The 26,665-nt window shown below is 58.6% G+C and carries 25 protein-coding genes, 1 pseudogene and 1 riboswitch; of the genes and pseudogenes, 17 read left to right on the top strand and 9 right to left on the bottom strand.

Going from position 1 to position 26,665, the window contains the following annotated elements; genetic code table 11:
* Positions 1-72: 72 nt before the first annotated feature.
* The 4 genes from AB9K37_RS04900 to AB9K37_RS04915 all read right to left on the bottom strand — a co-directional run bounded on the left by AB9K37_RS04900 (position 73) and on the right by AB9K37_RS04915 (position 2,541).
* Positions 73-1,194, bottom strand: a complete 1,122-nt coding sequence (locus tag AB9K37_RS04900; RefSeq protein ID WP_369835811.1) for an Hpt domain-containing protein — start codon at positions 1,192-1,194, stop codon at positions 73-75.
* 2 nt (positions 1,195-1,196) lie between these two features.
* Positions 1,197-1,571: a response regulator gene (locus tag AB9K37_RS04905; RefSeq protein WP_369835812.1), complete on the bottom strand. Its 375-nt coding sequence runs from the start codon at positions 1,569-1,571 to the stop codon at positions 1,197-1,199.
* A complete protein-coding gene (locus AB9K37_RS04910) occupies positions 1,568-1,855 on the bottom strand; it encodes an STAS domain-containing protein (RefSeq protein ID WP_369835813.1) in 288 nt (95 codons plus the stop codon). Before AB9K37_RS04910 ends, AB9K37_RS04905 begins: the two co-directional genes overlap by 4 nt.
* Before the next feature lie 119 nt (positions 1,856-1,974).
* Positions 1,975-2,541: a cupin domain-containing protein gene (locus tag AB9K37_RS04915; RefSeq protein WP_369835814.1), complete on the bottom strand. Its 567-nt coding sequence runs from the start codon at positions 2,539-2,541 to the stop codon at positions 1,975-1,977.
* 129 nt (positions 2,542-2,670) lie between these two features.
* Between AB9K37_RS04915 and AB9K37_RS04920 the strand changes: the two genes are divergently transcribed.
* Positions 2,671-3,990, top strand: a complete 1,320-nt coding sequence (locus AB9K37_RS04920; RefSeq protein WP_369835815.1) for an aspartate aminotransferase family protein — start codon at positions 2,671-2,673, stop codon at positions 3,988-3,990.
* Positions 3,991-4,032: 42 nt separating this feature from the next.
* On the opposite strand, the gene AB9K37_RS04925 is transcribed toward AB9K37_RS04920, so the two are convergent.
* Positions 4,033-4,863 (bottom strand): SMP-30/gluconolactonase/LRE family protein, encoded by an 831-nt coding sequence (locus tag AB9K37_RS04925; RefSeq protein ID WP_369835816.1) that lies wholly within the window; start codon positions 4,861-4,863, stop codon positions 4,033-4,035.
* 123 nt (positions 4,864-4,986) lie between these two features.
* Between AB9K37_RS04925 and AB9K37_RS04930 the strand changes: the two genes are divergently transcribed.
* The 16 genes from AB9K37_RS04930 (at position 4,987) to AB9K37_RS05005 (ending at position 22,172) form a co-directional block, all read left to right on the top strand.
* The gene (locus tag AB9K37_RS04930; RefSeq protein WP_369835817.1) at positions 4,987-5,769 is read left to right on the top strand and encodes a helix-turn-helix domain-containing protein; all 783 of its coding nucleotides are present in this window, start codon (positions 4,987-4,989) and stop codon (positions 5,767-5,769) included.
* 35 nt (positions 5,770-5,804) lie between these two features.
* Positions 5,805-6,719: an isopenicillin N synthase family dioxygenase gene (locus tag AB9K37_RS04935; protein WP_369835818.1), complete on the top strand. Its 915-nt coding sequence runs from the start codon at positions 5,805-5,807 to the stop codon at positions 6,717-6,719.
* A 103-nt stretch (positions 6,720-6,822) separates the two neighbouring features.
* The gene (locus tag AB9K37_RS04940) at positions 6,823-7,200 is read left to right on the top strand and encodes a glycine zipper family protein (RefSeq protein ID WP_369835819.1); all 378 of its coding nucleotides are present in this window, start codon (positions 6,823-6,825) and stop codon (positions 7,198-7,200) included.
* Complete coding sequence (locus AB9K37_RS04945) at positions 7,184-7,843, top strand: hypothetical protein (RefSeq protein ID WP_369835820.1); 660 nt, start codon at positions 7,184-7,186, stop codon at positions 7,841-7,843. Before AB9K37_RS04940 ends, AB9K37_RS04945 begins: the two co-directional genes overlap by 17 nt.
* 31 nt (positions 7,844-7,874) lie before the next feature.
* A riboswitch (cobalamin riboswitch) is annotated at positions 7,875-8,065 on the top strand.
* Between the two features lie 87 nt (positions 8,066-8,152).
* On the top strand, positions 8,153-8,431 hold the full coding sequence (locus AB9K37_RS04950; RefSeq protein WP_369835821.1) for a hypothetical protein: 279 nt from the start codon (positions 8,153-8,155) through the stop codon (positions 8,429-8,431).
* Positions 8,432-8,795: 364 nt separating this feature from the next.
* Positions 8,796-10,769 (top strand): acetate--CoA ligase, encoded by a 1,974-nt coding sequence (gene acs, locus AB9K37_RS04955; RefSeq protein WP_369835822.1) that lies wholly within the window; start codon positions 8,796-8,798, stop codon positions 10,767-10,769.
* 23 nt (positions 10,770-10,792) lie between these two features.
* Positions 10,793-11,461 carry an adenylate kinase gene (locus AB9K37_RS04960; protein WP_369835823.1) on the top strand — a complete coding sequence of 223 codons (669 nt, stop codon included), beginning with the start codon at positions 10,793-10,795 and terminating at the stop codon, positions 11,459-11,461.
* Between the two features lie 89 nt (positions 11,462-11,550).
* Entirely contained in the window at positions 11,551-11,811 is a 261-nt protein-coding gene (locus AB9K37_RS04965) for a DUF4212 domain-containing protein (RefSeq protein ID WP_072706310.1), read from the top strand.
* Positions 11,812-11,830: 19 nt separating this feature from the next.
* On the top strand, positions 11,831-13,558 hold the full coding sequence (locus tag AB9K37_RS04970; protein WP_369835824.1) for a sodium:solute symporter family protein: 1,728 nt from the start codon (positions 11,831-11,833) through the stop codon (positions 13,556-13,558).
* Positions 13,559-13,660: 102 nt separating this feature from the next.
* Complete coding sequence (locus tag AB9K37_RS04975) at positions 13,661-15,484, top strand: DUF294 nucleotidyltransferase-like domain-containing protein (RefSeq protein WP_369835825.1); 1,824 nt, start codon at positions 13,661-13,663, stop codon at positions 15,482-15,484.
* A 31-nt stretch (positions 15,485-15,515) separates the two neighbouring features.
* Entirely contained in the window at positions 15,516-16,037 is a 522-nt protein-coding gene (locus AB9K37_RS04980; protein WP_369835826.1) for a hypothetical protein, read from the top strand.
* Complete coding sequence (locus AB9K37_RS04985) at positions 16,037-17,452, top strand: exonuclease domain-containing protein (RefSeq protein ID WP_369835827.1); 1,416 nt, start codon at positions 16,037-16,039, stop codon at positions 17,450-17,452. The genes AB9K37_RS04980 and AB9K37_RS04985 overlap by 1 nt, the downstream gene beginning before the upstream one ends.
* A gap of 97 nt (positions 17,453-17,549) precedes the next feature.
* Entirely contained in the window at positions 17,550-18,230 is a 681-nt protein-coding gene (locus tag AB9K37_RS04990; RefSeq protein ID WP_369835828.1) for a DUF1045 domain-containing protein, read from the top strand.
* A gap of 103 nt (positions 18,231-18,333) precedes the next feature.
* Complete coding sequence (locus AB9K37_RS04995; RefSeq protein WP_369835829.1) at positions 18,334-19,560, top strand: alpha-D-ribose 1-methylphosphonate 5-triphosphate diphosphatase; 1,227 nt, start codon at positions 18,334-18,336, stop codon at positions 19,558-19,560.
* Positions 19,561-20,253: 693 nt separating this feature from the next.
* Positions 20,254-20,766 carry a flavin reductase family protein gene (locus AB9K37_RS05000; protein ID WP_369835830.1) on the top strand — a complete coding sequence of 171 codons (513 nt, stop codon included), beginning with the start codon at positions 20,254-20,256 and terminating at the stop codon, positions 20,764-20,766.
* Positions 20,767-20,996: 230 nt separating this feature from the next.
* The gene (locus tag AB9K37_RS05005) at positions 20,997-22,172 is read left to right on the top strand and encodes an ammonium transporter (RefSeq protein WP_369835831.1); all 1,176 of its coding nucleotides are present in this window, start codon (positions 20,997-20,999) and stop codon (positions 22,170-22,172) included.
* Here AB9K37_RS05005 and AB9K37_RS05010 read toward each other — a convergent pair.
* The 4 genes and pseudogenes from AB9K37_RS05010 to AB9K37_RS05025 all read right to left on the bottom strand — a co-directional run.
* Positions 22,169-23,374 (bottom strand): glycerate kinase, encoded by a 1,206-nt coding sequence (locus tag AB9K37_RS05010; RefSeq protein WP_369835832.1) that lies wholly within the window; start codon positions 23,372-23,374, stop codon positions 22,169-22,171. The two genes, AB9K37_RS05005 and AB9K37_RS05010, sit on opposite strands and share 4 nt — an antisense overlap.
* On the bottom strand, positions 23,374-25,173 hold the full coding sequence (locus tag AB9K37_RS05015; protein WP_369835833.1) for a dipeptide ABC transporter ATP-binding protein: 1,800 nt from the start codon (positions 25,171-25,173) through the stop codon (positions 23,374-23,376). Before AB9K37_RS05015 ends, AB9K37_RS05010 begins: the two co-directional genes overlap by 1 nt.
* A 1-nt stretch (position 25,174) precedes the next feature.
* Positions 25,175-26,104, bottom strand: coding sequence for an ABC transporter permease subunit (locus tag AB9K37_RS05020; RefSeq protein WP_369835834.1), 930 nt, complete (start codon positions 26,102-26,104; stop codon positions 25,175-25,177).
* Positions 26,105-26,116: 12 nt separating this feature from the next.
* Positions 26,117-26,524, bottom strand: a pseudogene (locus tag AB9K37_RS05025) (ABC transporter permease subunit); the annotation flags it as partial.
* Between the last annotated feature and the right edge of the window lie 141 nt (positions 26,525-26,665).

The raw sequence follows: 26,665 nt of genomic DNA on the forward strand, positions 1-26,665 counted from the left end.
CCTTCAAATACAAGTCCACGGTGTATATCCCCAAGCCCTCCCGAAATCCGAAAGGGCAAAAGTGGACGACTTTTACGCCGCCCGCGACAACACTATGCCGTCGCTACCGTGGCCGAGTATTGCTCCGCCGTTCACACCTGCCTCGCGCACCACACGCGCCATCCGCTGGAACAACGATTTGACAGGTTGTGCACGGATCGACATGACGGCTTCCTGAATCTCCCGAGCGAGATAGCGGTAATCATCCAGCGCACTTGCAACCTCGGTGTCGGGGTGTTTGTCTCCCGCAGCGATTTTCTGTGCGATCACGGCCTGATTGATGATCAATTCTCCGACGGTGTTGATCAGGCGATCCACCCGCTCTGGATCAATCCGCAGGGTCTGTGTCGATGCGGGCCGTGGTCCCGATGCTTTGGGTGTCGGGACCGCCAACGCTTTTTCAACCGGATTTGGCGGCTCGACACGTTCCGGCTCATCCTTCTCCATAATCTCGATTGAGGCGAGACCCTCCGCATATTCAAAGACCTGTTCGATCTGGCTTTTGGTCATGTCGCGCACATCGAGAGACCACGACAAATAGCTCTGGTCCGGATCCAGCGCGTCCAAAGCTGGGATTTGCGACGGCTCGCAAGTGACACCCAAGTTATTCCCGAGTGCGGCGAAGATCCGCTCTGGTTCATGACCATTTCGATAGAACGCAGCGGTTGGCGAGAATTTCACGGTAAACTCGTCAGCGCTCTCTTCTATCACAAGCGCAAGAGGCGCAAACGCAACTGGCGCGAACAGATCCTCTGGGGCTGCGGCGGCTTCGCCCGTGTCTGTGTGATTGGCGAGTTCGGACAGAACAGGGTCGTATGCGGTCGGTGTTTCATTCGGGTCGACCTGGGCGAGCTCTACCAGCTCTGCAAGAATGTCGCTTGCCCGCGTAATGATCCGTAGAACATCTGCATCGATTGCCAGTTCATTGTTCCGTATCCGGTCTAGAACCGTTTCGAACTTATGCGCAAATTCGACAAGCTTTTCGAAGCCAAACGCTCCAGCGGCGCCTTTGATCGAGTGGACGGCGCGGAAGATCGCGTTGACTGTCTCTGTATCCCAATCGTCAGATGCGATCTGCGACAATCCTTCGGTCATCGCTTCGACCAATTCCTCACATTCTGCAAAGAACGTGGCCTTTAGGGTATCCATGCTCATGGTCAGCTTTGCCCCGTCACCAGACGGAGCGTGTCCACGAGACCCGTTTCGTCAAAAGGTTTCACCAACCAGCCCGTTGCCCCGAGATTGCGGGCTTTGGCGCGAAATTCCTCGCTGCTTTCCGTGGTCAGAACCAAAACGGGCACGCGGCGGTTTGATCGCGCTGACCGGATCGCTTCGATCACGCCGAACCCGTCGAGGTTTGGCATGTTGATGTCAGTGATTACGGCATCAAAGCGGCGCGCTCCAAAGGCGGCGACGCCTTGGACGCCGTCTTCAGCGGTTTCGACTTCAAACCCGGCATTGCTGAGTGCTTGCGACACCATTTGCCGCATGGTGCGGGAGTCGTCGATGGCAAGAACAACAGGCGCGGTCATGAGGCCGCCCTTTCGAAAAGGTCAACAACCCCCAGAGCCTGCATACTCTTTGAAACGCCGTCGCTCGTTGCTGTGAAAGAAAATGTGCCCCCTGCTGCCCCTACCGTCCTCTGGGTCGAGAGCAGCATTTGTAGCACCTGAGCAGGTAGGTTCCGTCCAGTGCTTGCGTCAATCGCGACAACGCCGGTGGCAACTGCCTCGCGCAGAGCGGTCATCGCTGTTTCGGGATCGTCCAGCCAGGTCTCGGGCAAGAGCCTTACGGTAGATTTGCTGTCGGTTGCCAAGGCAATCCCCCAATCGTTAAAAAACTCGGATCTGGGGGAACGCTATGGGGCCAAGCCCTAACAACTCGTGAAACATGCCGAAGGGCCGCTGGAAAAGCCCTTCGAATTTTTCATAAATCTCAGAAGGTTGGTGGCGTGCTACAACTGATCACCACACATTCTACCGCGCCCACTGCTCTGAACGCATGGGGACGACGGCTGTCAAAGAGGTAGGCATCACCGGGGCCTAGGATTTTGCGTTGCTCGCCCACTGTCACCTCCAATCGGCCCTGAATCACGATCCCGCCCTCTTCGCCTTCGTGGCTTAGCAAAACAGTGCCGGTGCTTGCCCCGGGACGGTAGGTCTCGTGTAGGATCTGCAAGCTACGGCCCGGCGTGTTACTTCCGACTTGGCGGTAGGACACACCGCCCTTGCCAATCTCTTTTAGTTCTTCGGCAGCGAAAAACACCTGCTCTTCGGGGCTGGCCTCAAAGGCAAAAAACTCTGCGATGCCAATCGGAAACCCGGTCAAAACGCGCTTCAGAGCACCAACTGACGGGTTCATCTGACCGCTCTCGATCAGGGAAATCGTCGAGTTATTGACCCCAGCCGCTTTGGCGAGGGCGCGCTGGGACATCCCCCGCGCAAGCCGCAGACTTCGCAGGCGCAGGCCAACCTCGTTTTCCGGGTCTTCAAAGCTGTTCATAGTGTTTATGATCCGCAACGTTTTCGGTTCAGCATACGGGGTTTCAATACCTTAACGGAACCAAAAAACAGACTTCCGCTGGCAAACCAAAGGCGTAATCTGGTCCAAACGACTTATAGGATCGCTCTGATGAATCAAGCTGCGCGCAATATCCCGCTGGACGCCTTCTGGATGCCTTTTACCGCCAATCGCCAGTTCAAGGCCGACCCGCGGATGCTGGTTGGGGCCAAGGGGGTGCACTATACCTCTGACGATGGGCGCGATATTTTGGACGGCACTGCTGGTCTGTGGTGCTGCAACGCGGGCCACGGCTATGAATCGATCGCGAAGGCGGCTTATAACCAGCTGCTGGAAATGGACTACGCGCCTGCGTTCCAGATGGGTCACCCGATCGCGTTTGAATTTGCCGATCGTTTGCGCGCCCTTGCGCCCGACGAATTCAAGCACGTGTTCTTTACCGGGTCAGGCTCTGAATCCGTCGATACCGCGCTGAAAATTGCGCTCGCCTACCACCGTGCGCGCGGCGAAGGGCAGCGCACCCGTCTAATCGGCCGCGAACGTGGTTACCACGGCGTCGGCTTTGGCGGCATTTCCGTGGGCGGTATCGTCAACAACCGCAAAAACTTTGGCACAATGCTGACCGGCGTGGACCACCTGCCCCACACGCACCTGCCCGAGAATGCCTTTAGCAAGGGCCAGCCAGAGCATGGCGCACATTTGGCCGACGATCTGGAGCGGATCATCGCCCTGCATGGCGCAGAAACCATCGCCGCTGTGATCGTAGAGCCTGTCGCTGGCTCGACCGGTGTCCTGATCCCGCCCAAAGGCTATCTGCAGCGCCTGCGTGAGATCACCAGCCAGCACGGTATTCTGCTGATCTTTGACGAGGTTATCACTGGGTTTGGCCGTTTGGGGACGCCTTTTGCCAGCCAGAAATTCGGGGTCGTGCCCGACATATTCACCACGGCAAAAGGGATTACCAACGGGACGCTGCCCATGGGCGCTGTGTTCGCGCAGGGCTTTATCCACGATGCCTTCATGACCGGCCCCGAGGGTATGATCGAACTGTTCCACGGCTACACCTATTCGGGTCATCCCGTGGCCTGCGCGGCCGGTTTGGCGACGCTCGACATTTACGAACAGAACGGGTTGCTGACCCGTGCCGCAGAGCTGGAAAGCTACTGGGAAGAAAAGGTCCACAGCCTGCGCGACAAAGGCCCAATCAAGGATATCCGCAACATCGGTCTGATCGGTGGCGTGGAACTGGAAAGCCGCGAAGGTGAATTCGGAACAAGAGCTTACGAAGTCTTCCTCAAGTGCTACAAGGCTGGTGCCATGGTCCGCTACACCGGCGAAACGATTGCAATGTCGCCGCCGCTGATCTTTGAGAAAGAGAATATTGATACCCTGATCGATATTCTTGGCGAAGCGATCAGCACCACCGCCTAAACTGTGACCCCCGCGCCCCACATGGACGCGGGGGTCTTCGTATCACTGCAGCGGCAGAACTTGCACGCGCCCCTCCATCATGTGGGGCAACAGTAGGTTCACCCCATCGGTCCCAATGTCAGCCAAGCCTGCTGGAAACGTGCCGATCACCTTTGTTGCGCCGTCCTGTACTTCGATCAGGGCCCCCTGCACCCAGTCGCTGGCGATCAGCCGTCCGTCCACCATCACGACACCGTCGATGTTTCCGACCCCTTCCGCGATCACCTCAATGTCTTGGCTTGCTGCATCGACCGCCAATACATCGCCCGGCGCGTCTGTGGTGAAATCCTCGCGCAGGCCCTGCCCCCAAGACCCGACGATCAACCGGTCTTCATCCCAGGCAATCCCGTTCGGATGGCTGAGTGCTGTGCTTTGCACCCAAGGTTCAAAGCTTCCGTCCTGCAAGCGCCAGATCGTGTCGGTCATCAGATCAGAGACGTAGACCGCGTCATCGGACGTCGTCACATCATTTAGAAATTCAGCCGTTTGGGCGTGGTGGACAGCCACCACTGAAGCGCTCTCCAAATCCACTTCAACCAATCCTGTAACGTCTGCAACGAACAGCCGATCCCCCAAGATCGCCATTCCCTTGGGCGCATCCAAGCCCGTCAGCCAATGCTGTGCCATCACTGTCCCGTCAAGGTTCAGGCTGGACAAATAGCCATTCCCATCCGCGTCTATGAAGCCACCTTTAATATTGCTCACGATGATCCGGTTATGCGCCGCGTCAAAGATCGCTGACTCGGGCAACTCAAACTCACCTGCGGTTGCCGAATGGGCTGTGAAGGTCGCCGCCACACCTGCCACAAGGGCCGAATTCAAGCGTAAAGTCATTCTGAAATCTCCATCGTTAAGGATGAAAATCTCTTATGTATGTGATGCGTGGATTGCAGCATCTGGGTTTTTGGTATCACTTAGAGATACCGTATCGCCAAATCTCGTATCACAGGAGCCCACATGCGCGGAGATGTCTTCAAAGTCCTGCAAGAGGCCCTGCGTGCACGCCGCATGACCTATGCCGATCTGGCCGACACGATGGGTCTGTCAGAGCCCACCATCAAACGCATCTTTGCGGCGCGGGATTGCAAGCTGAGCCGCATCATCGAAATTTGCGACGCGCTTGAATTGTCGCTCTCGGACGTGACCGACAATGCCGCCCGCCAGCAGGCAGAGGCGACTGTCTTGCCCATGGCGACCGAACTAAGCTTGGCCGCCGACCCGCCCCTCTTTTACTTCCTGATCCTGCTGCGTGATCTGCGCGCTCCTGAATACATCGCACAAGTCATGGGCCTGAGCCCGACGCGGCTGCACCAGATGGGTATGACGCTCGAACGTCTGGGGTTGGCAGAGGTCGGTGCGGGCAACAAATTCCGGCTTTTGTCTCATGCCCCGATCAGGTTCCGTCCCAATGGCCCGCTGCTTGCGCTGTTGCGGGACATCAATTTGCGTTTCATTGCCAAAGGGATCACGGCCCCCACCACACCCGCAGATCACTTCTTTACCGTCTCGCGCAGGATGCGGGTCGAAAGCGCTGTGGAAATTCGTCGTGACTTGAACGCGCTGACCGAGAAGATCGCAGAACTGGCGCGTCTGGACCAATTGGTCGCGCGCGAAGATCAGCTTCAGCCATTTAAGATCTCGGGGTTTTGGGGGCGCGTTGATTTCGCGGGTCTGATGAAGCAAGCCAGCGAAACGGATAGCAGTACGGACGTGCTGGAAACCAACGAGCGACATCGCTAGGGTCCGCCCCGACGCGACACCCAAGAGGCCCCGTGATGACCAGTATCCCCCGTATCGACGCCCGCGAGATGATCGCCCGTGCGCCAGAAACGATGGCAGAGCTGCGCCGCGCAGCCCAAGAAGTCGGGTTCATGACATTGGTGAACAGCGACCTCTCGCCAGAGGATGTTCTGCGCGTGATTGATGCTTATCGTGCCTTTTTTCAATTGCCTGATGATGTCAAAGAGCCGGTGAACATGGCCCAGACTGGGTCGAACCGCGGTTGGGGGGCGCCTTATTCAGAGCAGGTCGATCCAAAGTCGAATCCAGACTACAAGCAAGTCTTCGACAGTGGCTTGGAGCTCCCTGCTGACGATCCAATGGCTAATCTGACGTGCTACGCACCAAACCAATGGCCGACCCAGCCTGAAGCGTTCAAAGAGATCGTTGACGGCTACGCACACCAAGCGATTGGTGTGGCAATGCAAACCCTTCGGGGAATCATCGTAGCGGTTGGTCTGCCAGAGAGCAGCTTTGACACCGCGTTCACCAAGCCGATGACCTTGCTTCGCGGCAACTACTATCCGAGCCGCCCCGCCAGTGCTGGGGCCAAGGACTTTGGGATTGCGGCGCACACGGATTACGGCTGCGTGACATTGTTGGCGACCGATGGTGTCGCGGGGCTAGAGGTTCAACTGCACGACGGCTCTTGGTTGCCGGTACAGGCTGAACCTGGAACCTTCATCATAAACTTTGGGGAAATGTTGGAGAGCTGGACCAACGGCCGCATCAAGGCAACCCTGCACCGCGTCATTGGCTCTAGCGAAGAGCGGATATCGGTTCCTCTGTTCTTTAATCCCAATTTCGACACCAACGTCGCGCCCATCGGAACCGGCGGTACGCTTTTGGCTGGGGACCACCTAGAGCGCCGATTCCGCGAAACCTACCTGCATTTGAAAAGCACAGCTTGACCTTTGATACCAAAGGCCACGTGGTTGATGCCTGCGGTCATGTGAAAAAACCAACCAATTAGTCAAAACCCTGCTCAGTCAACACTGATAAGGGACAATGACAATGCAAGGTTTTTCCAAACACATTCTTCTGGCCATCGCAGGCGGGGTACTGGTTTCGGCCTGTTCGGATGGCGGCGCGAACTACACGCCAATACACGATGGCCCCACCCAAATCGGCTTTCAAAGCGATCTGGCAGCGTGTCAGCGCCTTGCCAAGAACCAGACGCACCTGACCCAAGAAGCGTACGGCGCCGCTGCCATCGGCGCAGCCGCAGGAGCGCTTTTGACAATGGCCGCGGATGACGAAGACGAGATTGTCGGCAATGCTCTGGGGGGCGCTGCGATTCTTGGAGGAACTGCTGCGGTCGAAGGCAAAGAAAAGCGCGAAGAGATCGTGGTCAACTGCATGAAAGGACGTGGTCATGCCGTGGTCGGATAAATCCTTTGCCGCCATGGCTGCAGGAATGTGCGGCGCGACCTATTTGATCGGGCTCGTTCTTTATAGCACGGCCTTTGCATCCGCAGATATGGACGCTGCCGGGATGCCTTCGATCAGAACGCTGGCGTTCATGGTCGAGAACGCGACCCTCTTGGGGCTGTGGTACTTTACGATCTACGTCGTGAATGGGCTCGCGCTCTTGGGGTTGGTGTTTGCATTGGGGCCATCGACCGGGCCGCTTTGGCAAAAGTGGATTTCGGGGATCGGCTTTGTCTGGTCGGCGCTGGTGATCGCGGCGGGGCTGGTGGCCGTTGTGGCTCTGTCTGCCCTGCCGCAGATCTATCACCTCGCTCCGTCAGAGGCCGCGCGACATTGGCACATCGCCGTCACATTGGTCGAAGGGATCGGTGGCGGGACAGAGCTTCTTGGGGCGCTTTGGATCCTTGGTGTCGCCTGCGGTCCGGCTCTGAGCTCGGCGCAAAAGGCATTGGCGCTGGTGATCGGTACGGCAGGTCTCTTGACCATCCATCCGGCACTGGCAGAGGTCGCGGCAGCTGTCTTTGGCCTGTCATTTATGATCCTGTTTCTGTGGCTGGCCGTCACACTCTGGCCGCGCAAAACGACAATGCCGCAGCACGCCTGAGGGAAACCGATTGACGGGGGCGTTGGCCCCCGTCATCGTTGCGCTTGATGGTTGCCGTATCTTTCCGGTGCGGCATGAAAAGGGAACGCGGTGTAAGTCCGCGACTGCCCCCGCAACTGTAAGCGAAGAGCTGTCCTTTACAGCCACTGGCATATTGCCGGGAAGGGAAGGACCAGCGACGACACGCGAGTCAGGAGACCTGCCATCAACGTATTGCAAACCCGGACGGGGTGTTCCGGTGGATGCGGTGGCCCCTGCTTGGTCTTCCGTTCTCCGCCTTGATGCCTTGCTTCCTGCGCGGAGGGCGCCATGACCTTGAACACAATCGTTGACGTATTGTCGGCCAAACCTGCATCAACCGCCAATCCGGAACATCTGGCGCGCGCCAGTTTCCTACAGTGGTGCCTGTCGCTCGACAGTGCGTTGGACCTACGCAAAGAGGCACGCGCTGCGGCCGCGAAGGTCGAGCAGAGCGATGTTGATACAGACGCACTGATCGCATTTCAGAAACTGCTGGTCGAAGCATCGCGTCCAGTGAGTCTCTCTGTTCGCCGGCGCGGGCGCCGCCGCTCAAATCCTCTGCAGTAGAGGGGCGCAACCAATTGCCTGCCCAATGTGCAAACTAAATGTCCGGCGCTACCATCCCCACGGTTGCGCCGATCGGTCGCAGGCACCCAAGACATTGGTCGCAGAAATGCTCCGCTAACCCGAAATCTTGTTTTCACATATCATATTGATGTAACGATGACTTTTTCAGATAGCGGGGCTTGAATTTACTAAATTTACCTTTCGAGTAAAACGACTTCACAAATAAATTTATGCGACGCAGGGACTTATTCCATTGTTTTCAAACTCTGGTAATGTCTCGCTAAGGGAGAGACAGCGTCATATTGTGTTGCTGCATTTTGCCCCCACTTCGGGGCGTCCATATAACGACAGAGGGAGGAGCCTTATGTCCACTCAAGCGCAAACCGCCGAGGTCAAGGAACCGGTGTATCCGGTCCCCACCGAATATGCGAAAACCGCTCACATCGACGCGGCAAAGTACCAAGAGATGTATGCCCAGTCGGTCAACGACCCCGAAGCATTCTGGGGCGAGCACGGCAAACGTCTGGACTGGATCAAGCCCTACACTCAGGTCAAAGACGTCAACTACAACTTCGGTGAAGTCAGCATCAAGTGGTTCCACGATGGCACCCTGAACGTTGCCTACAACTGTATTGACCGTCACCTCGAAAAGCGCGGCGACCAGACTGCGATCATCTTCGAGCCCGACAATCCGGACGACGAAGCACAGCACATCACGTACAACGAGCTGCACGACAAGGTTTGCCGCATGGCGAACGTCCTGCGCAGCCAGGGTGTGACCAAAGGTGATCGTGTCATCCTGTATCTCCCCATGATCCCCGAAGCGGCATATGCGATGCTGGCCTGTGCCCGTATCGGTGCGATCCACTCGATCGTGTTTGCGGGCTTCTCGCCCGACGCTCTGGCAAACCGCGTCAACGACTGCGGCGCCAAGGTCATCATCACCGCAGACGAAGCGCCCCGTGGCGGCCGCGTCACCCCGCTGAAGTCGAACGCGGATGCCGCGCTTCTGCACTGCTCGGACAAGGTCCGCTGCCTCGTGGTCAAGCACACCGGCGGTCAGACCACTTGGGTCGACGGTCGCGACGTGGACGTGAACGCTCTGATGGAGCACGCAGCACCCGAATGCCCCGTCGAGGAAGTGAACGCCGAAGATCCGCTGTTCATCCTGTACACCTCGGGCTCGACCGGCAAACCCAAGGGCGTTGTCCACTGCTCGGGCGGCTACCTTGTTTATGCTGCGATGACTCAGGAACTGGTGTTCGACTACCACGAGGGCGACGTCTACTGGTGTACCGCTGACGTGGGTTGGGTCACCGGCCACTCGTACATCGTCTATGGCCCGCTGGCGAACGGCGCGACCTCGCTGATGTTCGAAGGTGTTCCCACCTACCCCGACGCCGGCCGTTTCTGGGCTGTCTGCGAAAAGCACAAGGTCAACCAGTTCTACACCGCGCCGACCGCGATCCGCGCTCTGATGGGCAAGGGCACCGAGTTCGTCGAGAAGTATGACCTGTCGTCGATCAAGACCCTCGGCACCGTGGGAGAACCGATCAACCCCGAAGCATGGAACTGGTACAACGACGTTGTCGGCAAGGGCAAAGCGCCTATCGTTGACACGTGGTGGCAGACCGAAACCGGTGGTCACCTGCTGACACCGCTGCCCGGCGCAACCGCGCTGAAGCCCGGCTCGGCGACCACGCCTTTCTTTGGTGTGAAACCCGTCGTACTGGAGCCCACCACTGCCGAAGTTCTCGAAGGTGCGACCGAAGGCGTTCTGTGTATCGCTGACAGCTGGCCCGGCCAGATGCGCACCGTTTGGGGCGACCACGAGCGTTTCCAGGAAACCTACTTCAGCCAGTACAAGGGCTACTACTTCTCGGGTGACGGCTGCCGCCGTGACGAGGATGGCTACTACTGGATCACCGGCCGTGTGGACGACGTGATCAACGTATCGGGTCACCGCATGGGCACCGCCGAAGTCGAAAGCGCACTGGTTGCGCACGCCAAGGTCGCCGAAGCCGCCGTTGTGGGCTACCCCCACGAGATCAAGGGTCAAGGCATCTACGCCTACGTCACCCTGATGAACGGCGAAGAGCCCACCGAAGAGCTGCGCAAAGAGCTGGAAAAATGGGTCCGCACCGAGATCGGTCCGATCGCGAAGCCCGACCTGATCCAGTGGGCCCCCAACCTGCCCAAGACCCGTTCGGGCAAGATCATGCGCCGTATCCTGCGCAAGATCGCCGAGAACGACTTTGGCGCGCTGGGTGACACCTCGACCTTGGCCGAACCCGGCTGTGTGGACGAGCTGATCGACAACCGGATGAACCGGGGCTAACGGAGATGGATGGAGCGACAACCATGACCACACCCGCAGTTCTCATTTTGCTTGGCCCCCCCGGGGCCGGCAAAGGCACCCAGGCCCGCCGTCTCGAAGAGAAGTTCGGTCTGGTGCAACTGTCGACCGGTGACATGCTGCGCGCAGCAGTTGCCGCCGGCACCGACGCGGGCAAAGCGGCCAAGGCCGTGATGGACGCGGGCGAGCTGGTCAGCGACGAGATCGTCATCAACATTCTGCGGGATCGCCTCAAAGAGGACGACGTCGCCAAAGGCGCCATCCTTGATGGTTTCCCCCGCACCACTGTTCAGGCCGAAGCTCTTGATGGGCTGCTGGCCGAGAATGGCCAGTCGGTCAACGCCGCCATCGCGATGGAAGTCGACGATGCAGCGATGGTCGAGCGTATTTCTGGCCGTTACACCTGCGCCGGTTGCGGCGAAGGATATCATGACAGCTTCAAGCAGCCCGCTGCCGAAGGTGTTTGTGACAACTGCGGAGGCACGGAATTCAAGCGCCGTGCCGACGACAAGGCTGAAACCGTGGGAGCCCGCCTCGAGGCGTACCACGCTCAGACCGCCCCCCTGATCGCCTACTACGACGAAAAGGGGCAACTTAGCCGCGTGGACGCCATGGGCGACATCGATGCGATCACCGCAAAGATGACCGAAATGGTAGAGAGCGCGATCAGCTAGGTTTCCTAGAATGTCTCCGGGGCGAAGGAGGAACCGCCCCGGATTACGACTCAAGACCATAGCTTTTTGGAAAATGGGGAGGATTGCCTATGGCAAGCCAACAGGACAGCTCGGCCTACTGGTCGAAAAATATTAGTATCATCAAAGGGTGCCTGATCGTCTGGTTCGTGTCATCCTTTGGCATGGCCATTCTGCTGCGCCCGCTTCTGTCGGGTATCGAAGTCGGCGGAACGGACCTTGGTTTCTGGTTCGCACAACAGGGAAGCATCCTCGTCTTTCTTGTTCTGATTTTCTTCTACGCATGGCGCATGCACAAGCTCGACGTCGAATACGGCGTGGACGAAGAATAAGTTTTAAGGACCTGATATCATGGATCAATTTACACTAAACCTGCTGGTGGTGGGCGCGACGTTCGCCCTGTACATCGGCATCGCGATCTGGGCCCGCGCGGGTTCGACCTCGGAATTCTACGCAGCCGGCCGCGGCGTTCACCCTGTGGTGAATGGTATGGCAACCGGTGCGGACTGGATGTCGGCAGCTTCGTTCATCTCGATGGCCGGTATCATCGCATTTGGCGGCTACAACACCTCGGCCTACTTGATGGGCTGGACCGGCGGCTACGTTCTGCTGGCGATGCTGCTTGCGCCTTACCTGCGCAAGTTCGGCAAGTTCACCGTGCCTGAATTCATCGGCGACCGCTTCTACAGCCAGACTGCGCGTACCGTCGCTGTTATCTGCCTGATCGTTGCATCGCTGACCTACGTGATCGGTCAGATGACCGGTGTGGGCGTTGCGTTCTCGCGCTTCCTCGAAGTTGACAAACTGACCGGCCTTCTGATTGGCGCGGCCATCGTGTTCTTCTACGCGGTTATCGGCGGCATGAAGGGCATCACCTACACTCAGGTTGCGCAGTACGTCGTACTGATCATCGCATACACCATCCCTGCGATCTTCATCTCGCTGCAGCTGACCGGCAACGCGCTCCCGCCGATGGGCCTGTTCTCGGACGCGACATCGTCGGGCGAGCCTCTGCTGTCGACCCTGAACGGTCTGCTGAACGATCTGGGCTTCTCGAACTACACCGAGCAGACCGACACCACCCTGAACTTGTTCCTGTTCACCGTGTCGCTGATGATCGGTACCGCAGGTCTGCCCCACGTGATCGTTCGCTTCTTCACCGTTCCTACCGTGAAAGACGCACGTTACTCGGCAGGTTGGGCACTGGTTTTCATCGCACTGCTGTACCTCACCGCTCCTGCGGTTGGCGCAATGGCGCGTCTGAACCTGATCAACACCGTCTACCCCAATGGCACCACCGAGCAGCCTCTGGCCTATGACGATCGCCCCGAGTGGGTCAGCAACTGGGAACAGACCGGTCTGCTGAGCTTCGAAGACAAGAACGGCGACGGCCTGATCCAGTACGTTGCTGATGCAGACGCCAACGAGTTCATCGTAAACCGTGACATCATCACGCTGGCGAACCCCGAAATCGCGCAACTTCCTGCATGGGTGATCGCGCTGGTTGCGGCTGGTGGTCTGGCAGCGGCGCTGTCCACGGCGGCTGGTCTGTTGATGGCGATTTCGTCGGCGGTTTCGCACGACTTGATCAAGTCGCAGATCAACCCCGAGATCTCGGAAAAAGGCGAACTGCTGTCGGCACGTGTGTCGATGGGTGTGGCTATCGTGATCGCAACCTACCTGGGCGCCAACCCTCCGGGCTTTGCAGCGCAAACCGTGGCTCTGGCCTTCGGTCTGGCAGCGGCATCGATCTTCCCGGCGCTGATGATGGGCATCTTCTCGAAGCGCATCAACAACACCGGCGCTGTTGCTGGCATGGTCACCGGTCTGATCGTCACCCTCGTGTACATCTTCCTGCACAAGGGCTGGTTCTTCATCCCCGGCACCAACAGCTTCACCGATGCTGATCCGCTGCTGCTCTCGATCAAGTCGACTTCGTTCGGTGCGATCGGCGCTCTGCTGAACTTCATCGTGGCCTACTTTGTGTCGAACGCGACCGAGGACACCCCGCAAGAGATCAAAGACCTGGTCGAAGCGGTTCGTGTTCCCCGCGGCTCGAGCGCAGCGGTTGACCACTAATCCCAAGCAGATGGGGCGGTTCGCCGCCCCTTCCCTTGGTTGCCTTTCAGCCCTGTCCGGTTTCAACTGGGCAGGGCTTTTCACATCAGACAGATTTCAACCATGACGATTCCTTTGACAGATATCTCGGCTTTTCTCGGTGGACTGCACCCCTATGACGGTCTGACCGAAGCCGAACGAGAAACGCTGGCGGCGGCGATAGAGGTGCAGACCCTGCCCCAAGGCGCGACCATCTACCGTCATGGGCAGCCGCTCGACGGGCTGTATATCGTGTGGTCCGGCACGGTCGAGGTCGTGGACGCCAACGACATTCCCGTGTCCATTCTGGGCCCCCGCAATTCTTTTGCCGAACGTGGCCTCTTGCGCGAAGGCGTGGCTGTGACCACTGCCACCGCAACCGAACAAACCGTTCTGCTGATGCTCCCCAAAATGCAGTTCGCGGAACTGATCCACGACCATCAGGTCGCCCGCCGTTTCTTTGACCGCTCGCGCACCCCCGCCCCGCGCGGCAGCGATCTGGCCACCAGCCGGGTCGAAACGATCATGCACCCCTCGGCCTATTTCTGTATGCCGGGTACCACGGTACAGGATGCCGCCCGCGAGATGCGCGACCGGCATGTGTCCTGCCTCTGCGTGCTCGAGGATGATCGACTCGTTGGCATCGTCACCAACCGCGACCTGACTGACAAGGCGCTGGCCGATGGGATGGCCATCGACACCCATGTGGACAAGGTCATGACCAAGGATCCATTTACGCTGGAGCCTTCGGCGATTGGGTCAGACGTGCTGCACGCCATGATGGAGCGGCGCATCGGGCACATTCCGATCACGCGCAACGGCGCACTGATTGGTATCGTTACGCAAACCGACTTGACCCGTTTTCAGGCGGTCAGTTCAGCAGAATTGGTGGCCGAGATCGCAGGTTCTGACAGCGCCGAAGAAATGGCTGCCGTCACGGCCCGCATCCCGAAATTGCTGGTGCAGCTGGTGGCCGCTGGCAATCGGCACGAGGTTGTGACGCGGTTGATCACCGATGTGGCCGACACCGCCACTCGCCGCCTGCTGGCCTTGGCCGAAGAGCAATTGGGCACGCCTCCTGTGCCTTACCTCTGGGCCGCCTGCGGCAGCCAAGGGCGCCAAGAGCAAACCGGCGTCAGCGACCAAGACAACTGCCTGATCATCGCGGACGGTGTGACCCACGACCAGATGGCGTACTTCCGGCGTCTGGCGACCTTTGTCTGCGACGGGCTGAACACATGCGGCTACGTCTATTGTCCCGGCGATATGATGGCGACTGCGGATCGCTGGTGTCAGCCTCTGTCCGTCTGGCGCGGGTACTTCGAGAACTGGATCAACAAGCCCAGCCCCGAAGCACAGATGCTGGCCAGCGTAATGTTCGACCTGCGCCCCATCGGCGGCGACACCGCGATGTTCAAGGACCTGCAACTGGACACTCTGCGCAAAGCGTCGGGCAACAGCATCTTCGTTGCACACATGATCAGCAACTCGCTGAAGCACACGCCGCCCTTGGGCCTCTTGCGCGGGTTCGCGACCATCCGCTCGGGCGAGCATAAGAATAGCATCGATCTAAAGCACAACGGCGTCGTCCCGATTGCCGACTTGGGCCGCGTTTACGCGCTGCAAGGACAGTTAACAGCCTTCAACACCCGCGCGCGTCTTGAAGGGGCCGCCGGGGCGGGGCTGATTTCTCCGTCTGGCGCGCGGGATTTGCTGGACGCCTACGATCTGATCGCAGAAACACGACTTCAACATCAGGCCCGCCTGGTCAAAGCCGGAGAGGCACCGGACAACTTCATGTCGCCGGCCAGCCTGTCGGATCTGGAACGCAGCCACTTGCGCGACGCCTTTGTCGTCGTCAAAGGCATGCAGGCTGCAGTCGGCCATGGCAAAGGTACCTTGAGCTAAGGACTACACCGCTTCTTGGGGAGGAAAGCGCATGTTTTGGGGATTTATCGCAGTCATCGTCGCCGGCATCGGTGGCGCTGGCATCTCGATTATTCTAGGGAAAATCACCAAGGGGCGAACGCCGAAATGGCTCACGCCCTTTGCGGCGGCCTTTGCGATGCTGGTGACAACAATCAGCAACGAATACCTGTGGTATGACCAGAGCACAACGAACCTGAAACCGGGCGTCGCGGTGGTCAGCACCATCGAAAGCAGCGCGTTCTACCGCCCGTGGACCTATCTCTTTCCGATCACCGACCGCTTTGCCGCGCTCGACACCAATAGCCTGACAGCCCATCCGTCGGGCCAAGATCGCGTGGTGGGCGACCTGTATTTCTTTGCCCGTTGGGAGAACACCCAGCGACTGCAAATTTTGTTCGACTGCGCCAGCGGCGGCACCTTGCCTATGGTGCCGGGCGAAACCTATGACGACGTGACCGAGGCCGATTTTGCCAATCCCGATGGCGACGAACAGATGGTCACTCTGGCCTGTCAGAATGTGGGGGCACAGTGATGTTCACGCACCTTGGTCTTCGTCTTCGCATCTTTCTGATGTTCTCAGCCTTTGCTGCAGCTCTCATCGCGGTGGTTTCGGTCGCGCTCTATCTGGGATGGAGGCAGTCTTTCGCTGCGCCTGACGGCTACATCACTGCCGGAATCTTTGCCGGTTTTGGCATTCTTGGTACCTGTGTGGGCATGTGGCTCTTGTTCGACGAGAACGTCGCAAAGCCGATCCTGCGCCTGTCATCACACCTGCGCACCCGTGCCCATTCCGGTGCTGATGTCGACCTATGTCCCGAGGACGCAAAATACCTCGGTGACCTTGCGCCCGCAGCGCAGGCCATCAGCCATGTTCTGGGGACGTCCACGCTCACGCAGGCCGAAGCTGTGGCCCAAGCAACCGCGCGACTGGCGGCCGAAAGGGATCACCTGACCGCCCTACTCACCGAGATTCCCGTCGCCATGATTCTCGTGAACCCATCCCACCAGATCGTTCTCTATGATGGGCAAGCGGCCGAGGTTCTGAACCAGATCGCCCCACCGCGAATGGGCGCGTCGATCACAGAATACCTGTCCGAGCGTGAATTGGTGAGTGCCCACGCCAAGCTGGTCAAAACCGGTCAGGAAGTTTCTTGCACCTTGCGCGGCATCCAGTGCGAACAAGAATACGATGCGACCCTACGTCCATTGGGCGCTGGCGCGGGGTATATGATCGTGATCGACAACGCCACCGCGCTGATTTCCCCCGAGGCCAGTCGCCCGCTCACCTACGACTTTGCATTGATGGAGCGGTCTGTGGACCACGCCCATGCCGATATGCCGCTGGATGAACTAAGCTACGTGGTCTTTGACACGGAAACCACGGGCCTATTGCCCCACAAAGACGACGTGGTGCAGTTGGGGGCGATGCGCGTCTTGCGCGGGCGGATCGTCGAAGGAGAAGTGATCGACACGCTGGTTGACCCAAAACGCCCGATCCCCGCGGCCTCGACCAAGGTGCACGGGATCAGTGATAGCATGGTCCGAGGTGCGCCCGATTTTGATAGTGTCACCAAGCGGTTTCATGCCTTCTGCACTGGCTCTGTGATTGTGGCGCATAACGCACCCTTTGATATGGCGTTTCTGCATCGCCAGAGCAAAGAGAGCGGCCTGAATTTTAATCATCCGATTTTGGATACGGTCCTTGTTTCGGCGGTACTTTTTGGTGCATCGGCCAAACATACCCTGGACGCGATTTGCGAGCGGCTTGGGATCACGATCCCCGAACACCTGCGCCATACAGCGCTCGGGGATGCGCGCGCCACGGCAGAAGTGCTCTGCGCAATGATCCCGATGCTAAAAGCGCAAGGAATGAACACATTTGGCGAAGTCATTGCAGAAACACGCAAACATGGCCGACTGTTGCAAGACCTGAACACACCCGCTTGATCGCCATTCGTCAGAAATCTGGAAACAAAGGGTACCGCTCTGATTTTGTTCTGCTATCTCTTGGGGTAGCGGAACAGCACCGAACACGGGGAGCGCCATGCAAGGTTTCAAGCGCTACGCGATCTACTATGCGCCCGAGGCGACGCGCTTTGCCGAGTTTGGAAAGCGGTGGCTTGGCTGGGACCCTGTGGCGGGTTGCGACATTCCCCATCCCCCTTACGGTCTGCCGATGGATGACATCACGCGCACCCCGCGCAAGTACGGGTTCCATGGGACAATAAAGCCCCCGTTTCGACTGGCTCGGGGAGTCGACATTGGTGCCCTTCATGCCGCCGCAACCGCATTGATGGCCGGCATGAGTACCGTTCGCGTCGAAGGATTGAAACTGACGCGTATTGGCGGCTTTCTGGCCTTGGTGCCCGAGGGTGACACAGCCGAGTTGCGCGCCATGGCCTCCAAAGTGGTCAAGGCGTTGGACGCCTTCCGTGCGCCACTGACCGATGCCGATATTGCCCGGCGCAATCCGGCACGCCTGTCTGAAACCCAACTCGACCTGCTGCACCGCTGGGGATACCCTTATGTCATGGAGGAATTCCGGTTCCACCTGACACTCACCAGCCGCGTGAGCCCCGAACTTGCGGAGCAAACCCGCCTGGTTCTAGAAGATACCCTGCCCGAGGTTTTGCCGCGCCCCTTGAAAATTCGATCCCTCTGTCTCTTTGGAGAGGCAGATGACGGACGCTTTCATATGTTACACCGGTATCCATTCCGGGGCTAAAATTGCCCTGATTTTCAGCCCATTTTGCAAATAGTGGGCACGTGTCACATGCCCGAAACATATTTGGACTACCACGTTCGGAACAATTAATCCGAGCAGAGCGATGACCCGTCTTCTTCCGCCTTTGCGCCTTGTTGGCGCAACTACATTGCGCGACGGCGCACTACAGTCCAGATCGGTGGCGATCGCGGATGGTCGGATCACACATGGTCCTCTGCCCGAAGTCGACCTGACCGGTTACTATGTCTTGCCCGGAATGATCGACCTGCATGGCAGCGCCTTCGGGCGTCATCTTGCACCACAGCCAACCGCGCAGTTCGATCCAAGGACCGCGCTCGCCAGCACTGACCGAGAGGCGGCCGCGAACGGTGTGACGACCGCCTATCTCTCGCACGGGTGGTCATGGCATGGCGGGATGCACGGACCTGATTTCGCCGAGACATTCATGGCCGCCCACCAGCTTTATCGAAGCGACGCACTCACTGACCTACGGGTCGCGTTGCAGTGCGAAACCCATATGGTGGATACAGCAGCCCGTTTGATGGCGGCAGTTCGGCGGTATGGCGTAGGATACGTTGTGTTCCAGAATACGCTGGATGACATGCTCGAAACCCTACGCGACGAGGCCTTGGTCTCGGGTGAGTTGACCGCGCTTGATGCGGCCGGTTTGCAGGCATTTCGCCAACGCCTGCGCCGCGCTCAGGAACGGAGCCGAGAAGTCCCGCGCCACCTGTGCCGATTGGCAGAAGTCTTTGACGAGATGGGCGTTCTTTACGGCAGTAGCGGTGATCTGGACGGCGAAACCCGCGAGACATATGCGATGATCGGGGCGAAGATCTGCGAATTTCCAAGATCACGACGCTCTGCCGCCGCTGCCAAGGCGATGGGCGACCCAGTGGTTCTTTCTGCAAGTTCTGCCTTCCATTCCAGCCCTCAAAAGAGCCGCGTCTCAGCGATTGAGCTTGTAAAACAGCAGACCTGTGACGCACTTGCCTCTGACTTCTACTACCCCTCTCTACTGAAGGCCGTGTGGATGCTGGTGGACAATCATGGTGTAAGCCTGCCCGCTGCATGGTCTTTGGTCTCCGAGAGACCTGCCGACATCATGCGACTGCCAGATCGCGGCATCATCGCGAGGGGTCGCCGCGCGGATCTGGTTATTGTCAATCGAGAGACCCGCATGATCGAAGCGACTATCGTCGGCGGTCGGCTTGCCTTTCTTGCTGGCGAGGCCGGCGCGCGTTTCCTTAGCCACGGCACGTTGCCCCAAGCGGCAGCCCTCCATGCTGCAAAAACAGTCATGCGCCCACATCACCAGCCAAGAAATTAACGCATCTTCACAATTCCTCTCGATTGCGAGAGGTCTTTCTGGTATAGTGTTTATATACTTAAGGGTATTTTATAACCAAAGACGGGCGGCGATTTTGCCGCCCTTTTTTGTCTTTGACCGAACTCAGTTAGAACATGAGCCATAGACTGCGAACATGATCGCAGGTCGTTTTTGCAATTTTACGAGCATATATCGACCGACTGCTATGCGGCCACCGGCACTTAAAATGTCTGATGTTATGAGAAGTGTCATGCCTCTCATGTAAATTCTACCAACAATAATGAAGGAGACCGCCACCCACTTTCTGCATCGCAGCACGTCTTGCTGGACGTTGGCACCCCAGGCAATGCGCGCCGCGAATAGGAAGGTGGGAGGATATTGTAAGTTCTGTTGACTATAATTGACGCAGCCATAGCAGAAACCTCGATCCGCCCCGATCGAGCAAAATGCAAAGCAGCACCGCAAAAACAGGCGCCACCTTCGAAGAAAATTCTGCCAGCGATCCGAGGAAATTCAAGCGCAAGACTGGTTTCTAAACACACAGGGATTACCTGCATTCTGCCGCGCGGCCGCGAATCATATGGACCCCTTCTTGAGCCCCTCTCAAAACTTTGGGCGTCTTGAAGGAAATTGGTCGAATTCTGGCGTGAAACGTGGTTTGAGCGCGATGCAAGTGAACCAAAGGGACTACTGATGGCCGATGTCACGACTTTGAATGGATTTACGCCGACTCCAGATCGTCAGCGGGATTTCAGAAACGTGCTTGGATGCTTCGGAACTGGGGTCACCGTGGTTACCTGCATGACCGATGATGGCCCCATGGGGATCACGGCGAACAGTTTTAGTGCTGTCTCTTTGGAGCCACCGCTCGTGCTATGGTGTCCGGCGCATTCTTCTAACCGGTATTCTGGTTTCGCCAAGGCAAAGCACTACGGGATTCATGTTCTCTCGTCGGATCAAATGGACCTTGGCCTTGCCTTTGCGAAGGACGGCTATGCGTTCGACCATTGCGCATGGACACAGAACGAATTTGGCGTTCCCGTGCTCACTGAAACCCTCGCGCGGTTCGAGTGCGAGGCTTATGATCTGCACCAAGCCGGGGATCATGCCATCGCCATCGGCCGTGTTCTGCGCGCACATGCTGCATCAGGGTCGCCTTTGCTCTTCACCCAAGGGGACTATGGCACGTTTGCGCCCTTCGAGTGAGAAGTGCGGATCGCCTAAATTATAGACCACGATTTACGCGCTATGGTCAAAACCTGTGCAGAAGTGCATTTACAATACGCCCATTTTTTGATCACACCGGCATTATTTTAGATCACTTTGGTGGCACTTTTCAGATCAGCTAGTTTTTACGCTACCATTATCGAATTTGCCCCTTTCTTCCTCAGAATATGAACGTATGCCTCCCGCAACCAAACGCAGGAGGAATTGAAATGAACGGAGCAGATACCGCCTGGATTCTCGTGGCGACCGCTCTTGTACTGTTTATGTCCCTGCCGGGTCTGGCCATGTTCTATGGCGGTCTGGTGCGGGCACGGAACGTTCTGTCGGTCTTTATGCACGTGTTCATGATCGCGGCGCTGATGAGTGTGCTATGGTTGATCGCGGGCTACTCGATCGCATTCGGCGAGGGCGACGCTCTCTGGGGTGGCTTGGGCAAGGCATTCCTGAACGGCATCGACGCAGACACCCTGTCGGGCACCCTGCCCGAGGTCCTGTTCTTCGCCTTCCAGATGACCTTTGCGGTGATCACCCCCGCGCTGATCGTTGGCGCCTATGTCGAGCGTATTGGCTTTGGCTTCGTTCTGGCGTTCTCGGCGCTGTGGATGCTGTTGGTCTACGCGCCCGTGACCCACTGGATCTGGGGCGGCGGTCTGATGGCAGACGGCGGCATCTGGGGCGAAACCGGCACCAAGGACTTTGCCGGTGGCATCGTTGTCCACGAAACCGCAGGTCTGGCGGCGCTGCTCTTGGCCGTCATGCTTGGTCGTCGCAAAGACGCGTCCAAGCCCCCGCATAACCCGGGCATGGTCGCCGCTGGCGCTGGCATGCTGTGGGTCGGTTGGTTCGGCTTTAACGGCGGTTCGCAACTGGCAGCCGATGGCGGCGCAGCCATGGCGATCACTGTGACCCACATTTCGGCTGCCGCAGCGACGCTGTCTTGGGCCGCATGGGAACGCATCAAGTTCGGCCGCGCATCCTTGATTGGCGCTGTCACCGGCACCATCGCAGGTCTGGCCTCGATCACCCCCGCGTCTGGCTTTGTCGGCCCCATTGAGGCCCTGATCATCGGTCTGGTCGCAGGTATTCTGTGTCAGGAAGCGGTCAACTTGATCCGCAACAAGATGCAGATTGACGACACCTTGGATGTGTTCGCAGTGCACGGTGTTGGTGGCATCTTCGGCACCATCATGATCGCAGCGTTCGGCGCGGGCAGCTGGACCGCGCAGCTGGGTGCTCTGGCGGTTGTCGGTGTCTACACGCTAGTGGTCAGCTTCATCATCGCCAAAGTGGTTGGCATCTTCTTCCCGCTGCGTGTGGATGCCGAGACCGAGCACGAAGGGCTCGATCTGGCGGTCCACGGCGAGCGTGCCTATCACCACGATTAGGGGCGGTAGAGCACGCCAAGGTCGGCGACATTTGTTCCGGTGGCACCCGTCATCAGCAAATCGCCGGCCGCTTTCAAAGCGTGATAACTATCGTTGTTCTTGAGCGCCGCGGCGGGGTCCACCCCTGCCGCGCGCATCTTTTTCAGGGTTTGGCCATTCACCACGGCCCCTGCCGCATCAGTCGGCCCATCGCGCCCATCTGTGCCGCCCTGGATATAGGTCCAGCCCGCAGGCCAACCCTCTTCTTCGGCCTTCATCGCCAGACGCAGGGCCAGTTCCTGATTACGACCCCCCATCCCTTTGCCTTTGACCTGAACGGTGCATTCGCCGCCGATCAGCCATAGCCCCGAAGGCAGCTTGGCCAGACGCTCCACCGCGTCTTTGACATCCTCTGTCAGGGGCGGCGTCAAAACTTTGGCCTCGGGCGCCTGCTCTTTCATGGTCGCAACAGACACGTCGTTCGAACCAATGATCCGCGTGTCCGTCTCTGGCACATCGCGTTTCTTCGGAGCCTCCCGCAGATGGTTGCGCACCTCTTGCGAGACTTTGCCGTAGCAGAAATAGCCGCGCAGGGCTTGCACTGCATCTTCGGGTGTTCCCAAGGGCGCGAGCGTCGGGCCAGAGGCCACAGCGCGCAGGTCGTCCCCGATCACGTCAGACAGCACCAAGGCCGTCACACGCGCAGGGTCTGCTGCAATCGCGAGGCCCCCGCCCTTGATCCGGCTCAGCTGCTGGCGAACCAGATTCATCACCTCGATCGGGGCGCCGCTGGCCAGTAGGGCTTTGGTCACTCTGACTTTATCATCCAGAGTCAATCCTTTGGCGGGCGCTGGAAGCATTGCCGATGCGCCGCCGGAAATCAGGATCACCAGATGGTCGTCTCTGCCGAGGCCCTCTGCCATCTCAAGAATAGCGTTAGCCGCAGCCTCGCCCTCGGGATCGGGCACCGGATGGCCTGCGCGCATCACCGGCACGCCAAGGTCATCAAAAACGTTCTCGCGGTGGGTGACGATCAACGCTTGCTTCGGCGTCACGGCCTCTAGTACTGGGGCAATCATGCGCGGCGCCGCCTTGCCGACGGCCACAACGCTCAGATGCGCGGGGGCACCGAACTCCAGATCGGGCAACGCCCGTGTAACAGCACCCGCGGGATCGGCGGCCGCCACCCCCGCATCCCAGATCGCACGCAACTTAGGTTTCATTACCCTGCCTTCAGAATCTCCTCGATAGGGTCATGTTCTGCCACCCAGTGATTTGGCGCAACCTCTTGAAGTTCGGGCATGTAGCCCCTTTGCCCCTTTTTCGACGGCAAGAAGCGCAATTGTGCCCCCGGCTCTAGCGGAGATGGCAATTCCCCGGGCAGTTTCACACGGTCCCGCGCCCGTTCAAGGTTCGGATCGGGGATTGGTACGGCAGAGATCAGGGACTGTGTGTAAGGGTGCCTTGCGGCTTCGTAGATCGCATGGCGGTCCGCCAGTTCGACCACGCGGCCCAGATAGAGCACCATGATACGGTGGCTGATCTCGCGAACCACAGCCAGATCGTGGCTAATAAAGATCATCGATAGGCCAAGATCGCTCTGCAACTCTTTGAGCAGTTTGATGATTTGCGCTTGAATGGACACGTCCAACGCCGATACGGCCTCGTCGCAGATCACCAGTTTTGGGTTATTGATCATCGCCCGCGCGATGCCGACGCGCTGGTTCTGGCCACCGGACAATTCGTGCGGGTAGCGGTTGATCATCCGCACGTCCAGCCCGACCTTCTCCATCATTTCGGCGACCAGCTTTTTGCGTGCGGAGTGACCGAGTTCAGGGCGGAAGGTTTTCAGCGGCTCCGCGATCGAGGCGCTGATCGTCATGCGGGGATCAAGGCTGGCGAGCGGGTCCTGAAACACCAGTTGCAGGTCTTTGCGCTGACGGGTCATTTCGCGTTTGGTCATGCCGTCCAGATCACGGCCAAGCCAACTGACACTGCCCTGCACTTCGGGCAAGAGCTGCAAAACCGCGCGGGCCAAGGTGGATTTTCCGCACCCAGACTCGCCCACGACCCCCAGTGTTTCCCCCACCCGCAGGTCAAAGCTGACACCATCCACGGCCCGCAAGGTCTGGCTTTTGGGGAAGATACCGCCTGCTTTCTTGACCTGAAAATGCACCTTGGCGTCGCGCACTTTGAGGACCGGATCAGCGTCGCTGACGGGGTTCATGGCAATCTCTTCGGCATCGATACGGGGCATCGAGTCGAGTAGCTTCCGTGTATAGGCGTCCTTGGGCGCATAGAAGATGTCGCTGGCGCTGCCTTCCTCGACATATGCGCCGTGTTTCATCACGCAGATGCGGTCGCACATGCGCGCCACCACGCCCATATCGTGGGTGATCAGGGCAATTGCAGTGCCTTCTTCGCGTTGCAGGTTTGCCATCAAGTCCAGAATTTCAGCCTGCACCGTCACATCCAGCGCCGTTGTCGGTTCGTCAGCAATCAACAGGCGCGGATTGCAGAGCATGGCCTGCGCGATCATCACCCGCTGGCGCATCCCACCGGACAATTCATGCGGATACTGGTCCAGACGCGCCCGCGCTTCGGGAATGCGAACGCGGTCGAGCCATTCGTAGCACTGCTGCCGCGCTTCGGACCCGCGCAGGCTTTTGTGGAACTTCAGCACCTCGGCCATCTGCTGGCCCACGGTCAGGTGGGGGGTCAACGCGGTCAGCGGGTCTTGGAAGATCATGGACATGGACGCGCCGCGGATCTTGTTCGCCTTGGCCACGGGCAGGCCAATCAGTTCTTGGCCATTCAGCTGCGCCGAGCCTGTGATCCGCCCATTGTCTGCGAGCAGTCCCATGGCCGCCATAAAGGTCTGCGATTTGCCCGAGCCGGACTCGCCAACAATCCCAAGGCATTCGCCCGCGCCGATGCGGAAGTTCACGCCTTTGACCGCTTCGACCGCCCCGTCGGGGGTGTCGAAGGTCACGGTCATGTCTTTTACCTCGAAAACACTCATATCAGCGGTCCTTCGGGTCTAGGGCGTCACGCAAGCCATCGCCGATAAAGAACAGGCTGATGATGGTGACGAGAAAGAAAAACAGCGGGATGAACAGCTGCCAGATGGTGCCATAAAGGATCGTACCCGCCCCTTCGGAAATCAGCGCCCCGAGCGAAGTTTGCGGCTCTTGGACCCCAAGACCGAGGAAGCTGATGAAGCTCTCGATCAGGATCATGAGCGGGACGAGGAGCGAGGCAAAGACGACCACGAGGCCCAAAAGGTTCGGAATTATGTGTCGCAGGATGATGGTGAACCAGCCGACTCCACAGGCTTTGGCCGCCTCAACAAATTCACGGTTTTTCAGGGATAGGGTCTGGCCACGTACGATCCGCGCCATTTCCAGCCAGCTGATGATCCCGATGCCCACGAACAGCATAAAGAAAGAGCGTTCAAACATCACCATCAGCAGGATGATGATAAACATATAGGGAATGGCGATCATGATATCGACAAAGCGCATCATGAGCCCGTCGACCCAGCCGCCCACGAAACCGGCTGTCGCGCCATAGATCGTGCCGATGGTCACGGCGACGATCGCGCCGATGACACCAACGATCAGCGAGGTGCGCGTCGCCTGAATTGTGCGGGAATAGAGATCGCGCCCCAACTCGTCGACGCCGAAGAAATGGCCGCTTTCGATTGAGGGCGCACCCTTTTCGGCGACCATGCCCATGACGTTCCAATCGATTTCTTCGTTCGACCAGACGGCGAAGTACGGCCCGATGATAACGAAAAGCACCACGAGAAGCAGCGCAACGACAGCACCCGTGGCCGCTTTGTTCCGCAAAAACCGGCGACGAGCGTCAGCCCAAAGAGAACGACCCTTGATATCCGCAGCCTCGTCCAAGGCTTCGGTGATCCGGTCCATTCGGTCTGAATTTGCGATCATATCTCAGGCCCCTTAGTAGCGGATCTTGGGGTCAAGCCAAGCATAAACAATGTCGGCTATCAGGTTGAAAAGAATTGTCAAAGCGCCATACAGGATCGTCACCCCCAGCATCACCGCATAGTCGCGGTTGAGCGCCGCGTTGACGTAATGCAGACCCACACCGCCGGTCGAAAAATAGAGGTCGATCACCACAGAGCCGGTGATCATCGCCACAAAGGACGGCCCCAAGTAGCTGACCACGGGCATCAGGGCGGGCTTCATCGCGTGGCGCCAGATAATGGTGCTGTTCGGCAGCCCCTTGGCCCGCGCGGTGCGAACGAAATTGGAATGCAAAACTTCCAGCATCGCGGTGCGCTGGATGCGTGCGATCGAGGCCATGTAGCTGGTGGACAAAGCGATCACCGGCATGACCACGTATTGCCTGTCAACGGCGGAGTAAAATTCGGCCATTGTGGCGGAGCAAAAGTCGGCCAGTTTGGGGCGAGCGCCTTGGAGCGTGCGGCCCTCATATAGCAAGCCCGGTCCAAGGCGCATTGGCCGTCAGGCCAATTCTGTGAGGTT

The sequence above is a fragment of the Donghicola sp. XS_ASV15 genome (assembly GCF_041224595.1).
GTDB lineage: Bacteria > Pseudomonadota > Alphaproteobacteria > Rhodobacterales > Rhodobacteraceae > Donghicola.